This is a genomic window from Halolamina rubra, assembly GCF_000739555.1.
Taxonomy (GTDB): Archaea; Halobacteriota; Halobacteria; order Halobacteriales; family Haloferacaceae; genus Halolamina; species Halolamina rubra.
The window spans coordinates 56,402-68,278 of record NZ_BBJN01000035.1; the positions used below are offsets into that span (position 1 = coordinate 56,402).

The 11,877-nt window shown below is 68.6% G+C and carries 9 protein-coding genes and 3 pseudogenes; 3 read left to right on the forward strand and 9 right to left on the reverse strand.

The window, feature by feature from the left end:
- The first annotated feature begins 12 nt into the window (after window positions 1-12).
- Window positions 13-399, forward strand: a complete 387-nt coding sequence (locus tag ACP95_RS16135) for a metallophosphoesterase family protein (protein ID WP_202593816.1) — start codon at window positions 13-15, stop codon at window positions 397-399.
- 15 nt (window positions 400-414) lie between these two features.
- Here the strand turns inward: ACP95_RS16135 and ACP95_RS10055 are convergent, their stop codons facing one another.
- Window positions 415-762: a hypothetical protein gene (locus ACP95_RS10055; protein WP_049981081.1), complete on the reverse strand. Its 348-nt coding sequence runs from the start codon at window positions 760-762 to the stop codon at window positions 415-417.
- A gap of 123 nt (window positions 763-885) precedes the next feature.
- On the opposite strand from ACP95_RS10055, the gene ACP95_RS10060 reads away from it, so the two are divergent.
- Window positions 886-1,284 (forward strand): CBS domain-containing protein, encoded by a 399-nt coding sequence (locus ACP95_RS10060; protein ID WP_049981131.1) that lies wholly within the window; start codon window positions 886-888, stop codon window positions 1,282-1,284.
- A 21-nt stretch (window positions 1,285-1,305) separates the two neighbouring features.
- Here the strand turns inward: ACP95_RS10060 and ACP95_RS10065 are convergent, their stop codons facing one another.
- The 8 genes and pseudogenes from ACP95_RS10065 to ACP95_RS16630 all read right to left on the reverse strand — a co-directional run bounded on the left by ACP95_RS10065 (window position 1,306) and on the right by ACP95_RS16630 (window position 10,015).
- Window positions 1,306-3,351: a prolyl oligopeptidase family serine peptidase gene (locus ACP95_RS10065; protein ID WP_049981082.1), complete on the reverse strand. Its 2,046-nt coding sequence runs from the start codon at window positions 3,349-3,351 to the stop codon at window positions 1,306-1,308.
- Window positions 3,352-3,410: 59 nt separating this feature from the next.
- Entirely contained in the window at window positions 3,411-3,932 is a 522-nt protein-coding gene (locus ACP95_RS10070) for a hypothetical protein (protein WP_049981083.1), read from the reverse strand.
- A gap of 49 nt (window positions 3,933-3,981) precedes the next feature.
- On the reverse strand, window positions 3,982-5,034 hold the full coding sequence (locus ACP95_RS10075; protein ID WP_082224646.1) for an ABC transporter ATP-binding protein: 1,053 nt from the start codon (window positions 5,032-5,034) through the stop codon (window positions 3,982-3,984).
- The gene (locus ACP95_RS10080) at window positions 5,031-5,972 is read right to left on the reverse strand and encodes an ABC transporter ATP-binding protein (RefSeq protein ID WP_237560430.1); all 942 of its coding nucleotides are present in this window, start codon (window positions 5,970-5,972) and stop codon (window positions 5,031-5,033) included. The genes ACP95_RS10075 and ACP95_RS10080 overlap by 4 nt, the downstream gene beginning before the upstream one ends.
- A gap of 107 nt (window positions 5,973-6,079) precedes the next feature.
- A pseudogene (locus ACP95_RS15345) lies at window positions 6,080-6,307 on the reverse strand (ATP-binding cassette domain-containing protein); the annotation flags it as partial.
- Window positions 6,304-7,334: pseudogene (locus ACP95_RS16625) on the reverse strand (ABC transporter permease). The pseudogenes ACP95_RS15345 and ACP95_RS16625, both read right to left, overlap by 4 nt.
- Before the next feature lie 3 nt (window positions 7,335-7,337).
- Window positions 7,338-8,285, reverse strand: a complete 948-nt coding sequence (locus tag ACP95_RS10095) for an ABC transporter permease (RefSeq protein WP_049981085.1) — start codon at window positions 8,283-8,285, stop codon at window positions 7,338-7,340.
- Between the two features lie 15 nt (window positions 8,286-8,300).
- Window positions 8,301-10,015, reverse strand: a pseudogene (locus tag ACP95_RS16630) (ABC transporter substrate-binding protein).
- Window positions 10,016-10,218: 203 nt separating this feature from the next.
- Between ACP95_RS16630 and ACP95_RS10110 the strand changes: the two are divergent.
- Window positions 10,219-11,853, forward strand: coding sequence for a YegP family protein (locus tag ACP95_RS10110; RefSeq protein WP_049981088.1), 1,635 nt, complete (start codon window positions 10,219-10,221; stop codon window positions 11,851-11,853).
- Window positions 11,854-11,877 lie beyond the last annotated feature (24 nt).

Genomic DNA, 11,877 nt, shown 5'->3' on the forward strand with positions numbered 1-11,877 from the left:
AACCTGCCGACGATGTCGGATCAGCTGGTCCAGCACCGCGACAACAACGAGCCGGAGATGGCGATCCCGCCGACGATGCGCGAGCCGGAGGCGTTCCTCGACGTGCTCGAAGCCCACGACGCCCCCCTGCTGGTCACGGGCCACCTCCACCTCCCCTCGGCGACGAGAGAGCGGGGCGTCCGCGAGATCATGTCGCCGACGACGTGCTCGTTCCCGCAGTCGTACCTCGTCTTCGACGTGGGGCCCGACGGCACCGAGATCCGGCTCCACCCCGTCGCCGACCACGAGGGGATGATGCTCGGCCACTACGAGCGCCACCAGGACTCCGACACCGGGAAGGGGCTGACGGACATGGCCGCGATCCGGCTGGCGCAGTTCCCGCTGGTAGACGAGTCCTGATAGCGGGTCCCCCGTTCAGGTCGCTCTCGCGGCCGCCCGGAGCGCGGTGTCGCTCCAGACACCGACGACGATCGCCAGCTCCGCGACCGGCGGCAGCCCCTCCGGGAACAACACGTAGACGGTCACCGCAAGCGCAAGGAACACCGCCAGCGGCGGGATGTCGTCGAGCCGCGTCGATCGCGTCCCGCGGTAGTAGAACGCCGCGCCGGCGAGGAGGCCGACGCCGACGCCGAGCGCGATCTCGGTCGTTTCGAACGCCGGCACCGAGCCGCCCCAGAGTTCGAGGTAGATCAGCGCGGTCGCGACCACCGCGATGAACAGCGAGATCGCCACGGAATCGGACACGTCGCTCTCCGTCTCCATACCCCGGGCCTGTCTCGGCCCGCTCAAAAGCGTGCCCACTCCGTCCCGGGACCTCCTCGCGTGGATCGGCCTCGGAGGGGAAGGGTTATGGCCGGCGTCGTGCTCTATGTTCACATGGACGACATCGACGACCTCTTCGTGGCGAGCCTGATGAGCACCGACGTGAAAACGGTAACCCCGGGGACGCTGGTCGAGGCGGCCGCCGACCTGATGCTCGAACACGAGATCGGCTCGGTCGTGGTCGTCGACGACGACGGCGAGCTCCGCGGGATCCTCACCCGGACGGACTTCGTCGCCATCGTCTCCGGGCAGAAGCCGAAGGACCAGACGCCGGTGTCGGAGTACATGACGACCGACGTGCTGACGGCGAAAGGCGGCGACTCGATCCGCGAGGTCGCCGACCGGATGGTCGACGCCGGGATCCACCACATGCCCGTCGTCGACGACGACGAGGTCATCGGGATGATCACCACCTCCGACCTCACCGCGTACCTCTCGACGGCGCAGGCGCCGAGCCCGTAACCCGGCGGTCGCCCCGATCTCTCACTCGCTCACGTCCGCGCCCAGCCGGTCGCAGAGCCACGTCCACTGGTCGACCTGCTCCTCGACGATCATCTCCGTCGACTTGCCGACGCCGTGGCCAGTGTCGGTCTCGGTCCGGAGCACGATCGGCTCGTCGCTGGTCTGGTGGTCCTGCACCAGCGCGGTCATCTTCCGGGCGTGGCTCGGGTGGACCCGCGTGTCGCCCGCGGCGGTTTTGAACATCGTCGCCGGGTACTCTCGCTCCTCGACGTTGTGGTACGGCGAGTACTCGCGGATGTACTCGAAGGCGTCCTCGTCGTCCGGCGAGCCGTACTCGACGGTCCAGGACTCCCCGAGCAGGAAGCGGTGGAACCGCAGCATGTCGAGCAGCGGCACCGTACACAGGATCCCGGCCCAGAGATCCGGGCGCTGGGTCAGCGCCGCGCCCGTGAGCAGGCCGCCGTTCGAGCCGCCGTAGGCGCCGAGGTGGTCGGTGTCGGTGTAGCCCGCGTCGATCAGCCCCTCGGCGACGGCGTAGAAGTCGTCGAACACGTTCTGTTTGTCCTCGCGCATCCCGGCCTCGTGCCACGGCTCGCCGTACTCCGTGCCGCCGCGGAGGTTGGCGACGACGAACACCCCGCCGGCGTCGAGGAACGGGCCCGCGAAGCGCCAGAAGCTCGGCGTCTGCGGGATGCGGAACCCGCCGTAGCCGTACAGCACCGTCGGCGCCGCGCCCGCGGGGTCGAGCCCCTCGCGGTGGACGACGAACGCGGGCACCTCGGTGCCGTCGGCGGACTCGAAGAACTCCTGACCGACCGCGACGTCGACGCCGAGTTCCACGTCGGCCTGCCCGACCGTTTCGGGGGCGGCGTCGCCGCCGTCGAGTCGGTAGCGGATCAGTCGGTCCGGCGCCTCGAAGTCGTGGACGACGTAGAACAGCTGTTCGCCGTCGTCGTCGCTGTCGACGCCGTCGACGGTGCAGAACTCCGGCGCCGGCAGCGTCTCGGCCTGCTCGCCGTCCTCCCAGACGGAGAGCTCCGAGGAGGCGTCCCGGAGGTGGTTCGCGACCAGCGAGTCCCCCGCGACGGTGACGTCCTGCAGCACTGCGTCTGTCTCGGGGATCGTCTCGGTGAACTCGTCCGGGTCGAGATCCTCGCCCGTCGCGAACGTCCCCACGTCGGCCGTGAGCACCCGCGAGAAGTCGGCCTCGTGGTTCGTGAGGAGGTGGACCTCGCCCGCGTCAGAGGCGACGTGCGGGGCGAACGTGGCGTCGTAGTCGGTGAGAAGCGGCGTGAGCGACTCCTCGGCGTCGGGGTCGACCCGGTAGAGATCCGTGTGGGTCGTCCCCTCGTGGACCGCGGCGAGCAGCGTGTCGGTCTCCTCGTCGTACGCCAGCTCGGGCCAGGCGTGCTCGCTGAAGGCGTCGGTGAGCAGTTCGTCCGCGTCCGCCTCCTCGGCGTGCTCGTGGCTGTACAGCGCCTTCTGGAGCTGTTCGCCGTCGCCGGGGCCGCCCGTGCGGATCGAGTAGAACCCGTCGTCGGTCCACGCGAACCCGCCGGGGTTGACGCGGCCGGCGTCGGGCACCTCGTCGATCAGCTCGCCCGTCGCCGCGTCGACGACGCGGACGTCGTACTGCTCCTGGCCGCCCTCGTCGTAGCCGTAGGCGACGCGCTCGCCGTCCGGGCCGACGGTGAACCAGTTCATCGACGCCGCCTCGCCGTCGAACGCGTTGGGGTCGACCAGCGTCCGCGGCTCCTCGTCGAAGGAGTCCCGGACGTACAGCACGCCGTGGTCCTCCTCGGGCTCCTCGATCGTCTGGAAGTAGCGCCCGCCGGCGGCCGTCACCGCGCCGTAGTCGGTGACGCGGGCGACGCGCTCGAACGCGGGGCGGAGCGCGTCGCGGGTGTCGGTGTCGAGCACGCCGTCGGCGTACTCGTTCTGGGCGGCGACCCACGCCTCGACCGCCTCGTCGTCGTCCTCCAGCCAGCGGTACGGGTCGACGATCGCCTCGCCGTGAAGCTCCTCGGTGACGGGCCGTCGCTCGGTGTCAGGGGGACTGTCGCGCATACCGGAACGGCCCGCGCTGACGGCTTAAAAGACCGGCAACCGGCAGCCCCGGCGGCGGGCTACTCGATCCGGAACGTCGTCTCATCGTGGAGGTTCTCGGCGCCGTGGACGGCGTCGATGCCGACGCTGAGCGTGTGCTCGCCCCGCTCGGCCGCCTGCCACTCGCGCTCGTCGACGCGGACGCGGCCGGACCACGAGCGGCGGAACCGCTTGCGCTCGCTGCGGTCGAACCGGAACAGGCTCCGCTCGTCGGGGTGGTCGGCGGGGAGCTCCGAGCCCTCGGGGTTGCCGTCGACGGCCCACTCCCACGGCTTCGGGGTCGCGGTGACGATCGTGACCGGGAGCGGGAGCCGGTTGTAGAAGGTGACGCCGAAGTGGATCTCCTCGCCGGGCTCGTAGCGCTCCTTGCTGGTCTGCACGTCGACGGCGATCGCCCGGGAGCGCAGGAACTGCGGGACGAGCGCGTGGCTGACGTTGGTCCAGTTGACGTGGTTCCGGCTGGCCCCGTCGTCGTTCTCGACGGGCGAGAACGGGTCCTCGTCGTCCCGGCGCAGCGCCTCCGAGTCGTAGACCCGACGCATACGCTCTCGAACGCGGTCGACGCGGAAAAAGGTCCCGTGACCGGAGCCGTCAGTCGGCCGTCGACTCGGCGCCGGTCGAGTCGGCGGAGGAGCCGACCTCGTCCTCGATCTCCTCGTGGAACGGACAGCCGATGCCGTGAGTCGCGCTCACTTCCTCCAGATCGGGGTGTTCGTCCCACTCCGAACACTCGTCGTGCGCGATCGGACAGCGGGTGTGGAACTTACAGCCCGACGGCGGGTTGATCGGCGAGGGGACGGTCCCCTCGAGGATGATCCGGTCGCCCTCCCACAGCGGGTCGGGCTCCGGGATCGCCGACAGCAGCGAGCGCGTGTAGGGGTGGTACGGCGGGGAGAAGATCTCCTCCGTCGTCCCGACCTCCACGATCTCGCCGAGGTACATCACGGCGATGCGGTCGGCGATGTGCTCGACGACGCTCAGGTCGTGGGCGATGAACAGGTAGGAGAGGCCGAACTCCTCCTGCAGGTCCTCGAGCAGGTTGAGGATCTGCGCCTGGACGCTCACGTCGAGCGCCGACACCGGCTCGTCGCAGACGATGAACTCGGGGTCGACCGCGAGCGCGCGGGCGATCCCGATACGCTGGCGCTGGCCCCCGGAGAACTCGTGGGGGTAGCGCGACGCGTGGCTTGCCTGCAGGCCGACGGTCTCGAGCAGCTCCTCGACGCGCTCCTCGCGCTCCTCGCCGGAGGCGAGCCCGTGCACGTCGAGCGCCTCGCCGACGATGTCGCTCACCGTCAGGCGGGGGTTCAGCGACGCGAACGGGTTCTGGAACACGAACTGGAGATCCTTCCGGTAGTCCCGGAGTTCGGCCGAGGAGAGCTCCGTCAGGTCCTCGCCGTCGTAGTAGACGGAGCCGTCGGTCGGCTCCTCCAGCCCGAGCATCGTGCGGCCGAGCGAGGACTTCCCGCAGCCGGACTCGCCGACCAGGCCGAGGGTCTCCCCCTCGGCGATCTCGAGGTCGACGCCGTCGACGGCTTTCACCGACTGGGCGTCGCCGAGGATGCGGTCGAGCAGCCCCTCGTCGGTCGAGTAGTGCTTCGTCAGTCCGTCGATCTCGATCAGTGGCTCCTCGTCGGCGCTCATACTGACTCACCTCCGTCGGCCGCGGCGTCCTCACGGATCTGCACGTCGAACTCGACGCCGTCCTGCAGGTCGCCGGTGTACTCGAGACACGCGGCGGTGTGGATGTCGGCGTCGGGCTCCTCGATCGGCTCGCCGGTCTCCGTGTCGACCAGGGGCGGCTTGTGCTGGATGCAGGCGTCCTCCGCGTACGGACAGCGCGGGTGGAAGCTACAGCCCGAGGGGAGCTGGACGAGGTCCGGCATCGTCCCCGGGACGGTCTCGAGCCGGTCGCGGTCGTCGCCGATCCGCGGGATCGAGCTCATCAGCCCCACCGTGTAGGGGTGTTTCGGGTCGTAGTACAGCTCCTCGACGGAGCTCCGCTCGACGGGCTTGCCGGCGTACATCACCATCACGCTGTCACACAGCTCGGCGACGACGCCGAGGTCGTGGGTGATCAGCTGGATCGCCACGTCCTCCTCCGCGGAGAGCTCCTTCAGCAGGTCGAGGATCTGCGCCTCGATCGTCACGTCCAGCGCCGTCGTCGGCTCGTCCGCCACGATGAGCGACGGGTCACAGGAGAGCGCGATGGCGATCACCGCGCGCTGCTGCATCCCGCCGGAGAACTCGTGGGGGTAGTCCGAGTACCGCTCCTCGGCGTCGGGGATGCCGACGCGGTCGAGCATCTCGATCGCCCGCTCGCGGGCGGCCTCGTCACCCATGTCGAGGTGTTTCCGGATCGCCTCGGCGATCTGCTCGCCGACGGTGTAGACGGGGTTGAGCGCCGTGTGCGGGTCCTGGAAGATCATCGCGATCTCGGCCCCGCGGAGCTCCTGCATCGCCTCGTCGGGCGCGTCGAGCACGTCGACGTGGCCCGCCTCCACGTGGAGGCTGCCGTCGTGGAGGTCGGTCGCGACCTCCGTCGGCTGGTCGCGGACGGTCGCGCCCGGGTCGCTGCCCACGCTGCCGGACTCCGCACGGAGCTCGTCGACGTGGATGTAGCCCGAGCGGTTCTCCGTCGCGACGCCTCCGGGAACTTCCGGGCGAGCGACGCGACGGCGCTGGTCGAGCGGAACGTCACGTCGCCGCCCTTGATCCGGCCGGGCTCGTCGATCAGCCGCATCAGCGAGAGGCTGGTGACCGACTTCCCCGCGCCGGACTCGCCGACGACGGCGAACCGCTCGCCGCTGTCGATCTGGTAGGAGACGTCGTTGACCGCCTTCACCTCGCCCTCCTCCGTGTAGAAGGAGGTCTCGAGGCTGTCGACCGACAGCAGCGGTTCGTCGTCGACGCTCATTCTCGCACCCCCGCACCGCCGCTGGTGTCACCCTGCGGGTCCACGGCGTCACGCACGCCGTCGCCCACGAGGTTGATCGAGAGCACGAACAGGAAGATCGCCAGGCCGGGGAACACGGTGATCCACCACTGGCCCTGGATCAGGCTGCTCCGGCCGCGGGCGAGCATGCTGCCCCACTCGGGGGAGCCCGGTTCGAGCCCCAGCCCGAGGAAGCCCAGCGCCGCGGCGTTGAGCACGACGGTCCCGATACCGAGGGTCGCCTGCACGATCACCGGTGCCATCGCGTTGGGCACGACGTGCCGGAAGATGATCGAGCGGTCGCGTGCGCCCAGCGCCTTCGCGGCGGTGACGTACTCGTTCTCCTTGACCGAGAGCACCTCACCGCGCAACAGGCGGGCGTAGCTGATCCAGACCACGAGCACCAGCGCCGTGATCATGTTCCAGAACCCCTGGCCCAGCACCGCGATCAGCGCGATGGCGAGCACGAGGAACGGGAACGCGTAGAGGATGTCGACAAGGCGCATGATGATCTCGTCGATCCAGCCGCCGTAGTAGCCCGCGAGGCGCCCAGCGGGACGCCGACCGACAGCGCGATGCCGACGGTGATCACGCCGATCGTGAGGCTGTAGCGGCCGCCGAACATCACGCGGGAGAGGATGTCCTTCCCGGACCAGTCGGTCCCGAAGGGGTGGGCCGCCGTCGGCGCTTCGTTGAGCGCGGCGAAGTTCGAGTTCGTCGGGTCGAACGGCGCCAGCGAGAACGGCTGGATCGTGATCCCCTCGATCACGATCGGGCGCGCGAAGATGGTCGTGAACAGCATCACGGCGATGATCCCGAGCCCCACCAGCGCCGTTCGGTTACGCTTGAACCGCTCCCACGCTCGCGTCATGCGGTCGCGGGACACCGTGCTCTCGTCCTGTTGCCAGTCGAACCGGTCGTCGCGGTCCTCGAACACGGAGGTGTCGAACCCGGTCACCCGGATCCGCCCGCGTTCAGTCGTCGTCGTTCGCTGTGATTCGTGAGACATGTATCAGTATCGGATACGTGGATCGAGCCACGAGTAGAGCAGGTCCGCAACCAGGTTGACGAACACGATAGTGACGGCGATCATCAGGACGATCGCCTGCAGTACCGGCAGGTCGCGCTGGGTGATGGCGTCGATGAGCAGTCGACCCACGCCGGGCCAGGAGAACACCTGCTCGACGACGACCGAGCCGTTGACGATGAACGCGACCTGGATCGCCGCCACCGTCACGACCGACACCATCGAGTTGCGCAGCACGTGCTTGACGATCACGGTGCGCTCGGAGAGCCCCTTGGCCTTCGCCGTGCGGACGTAGTCCTTGTTCAGCTCCTCGACCATCGAGGAGCGGGTCAGTCGCATGATCAGCGCCGACGACGCCGTCCCCAACGTGATCGCCGGCAGTATCACGAACTTCAGCATCGACGGGCTCAGCACCGGTTGGTCCGGCGGGATGACCCGGAACAGCCCGAGCTGGACGCTGAAGATCAGCAGCAGCATCAGGCCGAGCCAGAAGTTCGGCGTCGCGATCCCGATGAGGGCGGCGACGCGGCTGGCCTCGTCGATCGTGTTGCCGTTGTTGACGGCCGCGACCACGCCCAGCGGGATCCCGATCGAGATCGCGATCCCGAACCCCATCACGCCCAGCAGCAGCGTGTTCGGGAGGCGGTTGAGGATCGCCCCGGAGACGCTGCGGTCCGAGATCAGCGAGTCGCCGAAGTCGAGCACCATCGCGTCCCGCAGCCAGAGCCAGTACTGGATGTATATCGGCTCGTCCAGGTTGTACTGTGCGCGCAGCTGTTCACGCAGCCCGGGGGTCGTCTCCTGGAACTGGAGGATGTAGTCGACCGGCGACCCGGGCAGCATCTTCGTGAGCGAAAACGTCAGTAAAGTTACACCAAACAGTACTGGTATCATCACCAGCAGCCGCTTGATTAGGTATCGTTGAAGAGACATGGAGGGGAGAGGTCGCTATTCCTGCGAGAGGTAGGTGAACGCCCCGTCGGCCGGCGAGTAGATCCCCTTGAACTCGCCGCCGTTGATCGGGTAGGTACGGAAGCCCTTCACGACGCTGTTGTCGTACACGTCGGTCTCCTCACCGAACCGGATGTACGTCATCGGCGCGTCCTCCGCCAGGATCTCGACGAGGTCCTTGTAGATCTCGTTGCGCTCGTCCAGGTCGTAGGTGCTCGTCCCTTCCTCGAGCAGCTGGTCCACTTCCTCGTTGGTGTAGTGGCCCATGTTGAACCCGTTCGGGGTGTGCTGCTCGCTGTCGACGAGGTCGCCGACGTACGCGTCGGGGTCCCAGCCGCCGGACCAGCCGACGGCGATGATCTCGTTCGTACTGGCCGAGGACTCGCCGGCGATCTTGCCGACGTACGTGTTCCACTCGTACTGGTCGACGGACACGTCGAAGTAGTCGGTGTTGTTCAGGCTCTCGGCGATCAGCTGCACCCACTGGACACGCTGGGGGTTCTGGTTCGTGATGATCGTCGTCTCGAACGGCGGCTCGATGCCGACCTCGTTGAACCCCTCCTCGAGGAGCGTGTTCGCCTGCTCCTGGTTGTAGCCCATGTACTCCTCGCCCAGTCGGTCGTTGAGGTCCTGCCACTCCTCGGTCTCGAACACCGCGGAGATCTGGGAGATCGCCATGTACGCCGGGACGCCGAGCCCCTCGTACACCGCGTCGACGATCTCCTCACGCGGCACCAGCCGGGAGATACCGCGGCGGACTTTCGCGTTCCCGTAGGGCTCAACTTCCGTCGGGAAGTACATCAGGTCGTAGCCGCGGCGAGTCGGCGGTTGACCGTGTAGTCCTCGTTCTCCGCGAAGTCGCTCAGGCTCGCCGCCGGCGCGGCGTTGGCGAGGTGGATGTCGCCGCCCTCGAGCGCCGCCTGCTGTGCGGACTGCTCGGTGATCACGCGGTAGGTGATGTCCTCGATCGGCGGCGTCGCCGGCACGCTGTCGTCGCCCTCGAACCAGTAGTCGTCGTTCCGCGTGATGCGGAACAGGCTGTCGGGCTGGTGCTCGACGAACTCGTAGGGGCCGGTCCCGATCGGGTCCTCCGTGATGTCGAGGTCGCCGGTCTCGACCTCCGCCGGAATGATCGGGATGGCGGAGATGTCGAACTTCAGCGGGGCGTAGTCGCCCTTGAGCGTGAACTCGATCGTGTAGTCGTCGACGATCTCCGAGGACTCGTACCACGAGAACACGTCGGTGGCGTTGACCTTCCCCTCGTAGCGCTCGAAGGTGACCTGCACGTCCTCCGCGGTCATCTCCTTGCCGTTGTGGAAGTTGACGCCCTCACGGAGCTCGGCCCGCCAGACGCCCTCCTCTACCTGTTCGAAGGTATGAGCGAGCGCGTTGTTGATGCTGCCGTCGAAGCCGACGGTGAGCAGCGTCTCGTACGTGAGGCCGAACGCCTTCACCGAGGTGGTGTCGGCGGCCTTCGCCGGGTCGAACTGCGCCACGTCGGCGCCGAAGGACGCGATCAGCTCGCCGCCCTCCTGGGAGTTGTCCGGGTCGGCCGGGGTGGTCGTGCCGCCGGGACGGGCGGGCGTCCCCTCCGTCTCCGTACCGTTGCCACCCATACAGCCGGCGAGCCCCGCGACGCCAGCGACCCCGAGGGACTTCACCAAACTACGTCGGTTGAGACTAAAGTGCCGTTCCGTGTCATCTGATCGCATGTGTGGTAGAGTGGCGGTGTCCGTACCGTATGAAGGTTTCGCTGGGCGATTCGTGTTTCGAACCGGAACCCAAGTTCGGGATTCGTCGGTCTGAACCGGCTGAAACCATTATGATCAATCGTGATACTCTAGTGTTAAACGAACCCGTCCGAAAACGGGGCGAACTATAAGCCCTCAGAGAACTAACAGATCCGTGAGACACGATGTCGACCCACAAATCCGACGAGAGCACGTTCCAGGCGCTGTACCGAACTCGCGTCGGCGACCCCGAGACCGACGACGAAGTGCGCGGCTACTGGCTGTTCGTCGTCGGCGTCGTCCTCGGGGTCGCCGGCGTCCTGCTGTTCCTGGCGAGCGAGCCACGGGGCGGGGTCAGACAGCTGTCGATCGTCGCCGTCGGGGTGGGGCTGATCCTACTGGTTATCGGACCGGTCATCCGGCTCCCGTTGCGGCCGCGGGCGACGACGCTCGTCTACGTCGGCGCGACGATCGCGGCGATCGGCGTCGTCTACTTCGTCGCGGTGTTCCCGGGCGGCTGGTCGATACGGAACGGTAACGCGGCAGTCATCGGGATCTACGGGCTCGGCCTGCTCGTCGCCGGCTCCGGCGGCGTGCTGGTGCCGCTCCTGGCGGAGCCCGACTCGACCACCGAACTCGGCGCGCTCCGGCGGGAGCTCGCAGCGCTGGACGACGTGCTCGAGGACGCGGCCGCCGACGAGGCGGACCTCGCCGCGGAGGTCGCCGAGCTCCGCCGGACGCTCGCGGCGTCCGACGACGCCGTCGCCACGCTGGGCGGCGCCGTCAGCGCGCTCTCGGGCGATCTCGCCGACGCCGAGACGGAGAAGGACGAGCTCGTCGAACGGCTCTGGGCACACCGGACGAGTCAGGCGCGGTTCGAACTGTACGAGGACGCGTCGGGCGAACACCGCTGGCGGCTCCGCCACCGGAACGGGCAGATCGTCGCGACGAGCGGCGAGGGGTACACCCAGCGCCACAACGCCCAGAACGGGATCGCGAGCGTCCGCCAGAACGCGCTGGGTGCGACGGTGCTCCGCATCGAGTCCGAGTCCGACCTCGCCGAGGCGGGGGAGCCGTTCGACCCCCCCGTCGAGACCGAGCGCCGGACGACGTTCGAGCTGTACGAGGACCGCGGCGGGGAGTTCCGCTGGCGGCTCCGCCACGACAACGGCGAGATCGTCGGCGACGGCGGCGAGGGGTACAGCCGCCGGCGCGACGCCCGCGACGCGATCGAGCGCGTGCAGGCCCACGCGGGCCCCGCGGAGTACCTCCGGCTCGACCCGACCGGGTTCGAGATCTACCGCGACGCCGCGGCGGAGTGGCGCTGGCGGCTCGTCCACCGCAACGGGAACGTGCTCGCCGACGGCGGCGAGGGCTACAGCCGTCGCCGCAACGCCCGCCGCGCGGTCGACCGGCTCCGCGAGGGGCTCGACGACATGACGTTCGAGACCTACGAGGACGCCGCGGACGAACACCGCTGGCGGCTGAAGTCCCCGAACGGACAGATCGTCGCCGACAGCGGCGAGGGGTACAGCCGGCGTGCGAGCGTCGACGACGCCGTCGAGCGTGTTCGCAGCTACGCGCCGGAAGCCGACGTGCTCGACATCGGCCGTGCCGCGTTCGAGGTGTACGAGGACGAGGGTGGCGAGTTCCGCTGGCGGCTCCGCCACCGCAACGGCCAGATCGTCGCCACGGGGAGCGAGGGGTACACGGAGAAGTCGAAGGCCGAGGACGCCGTCGACCGGTTCAAGCTGAACGCGCCCGGCTCCGAGATCGAGGAACCGGACGCCGACGGGGAGACGGACGACGAATCGCCGTAGCGGCCGCGAACCCGCGAGTTCGCT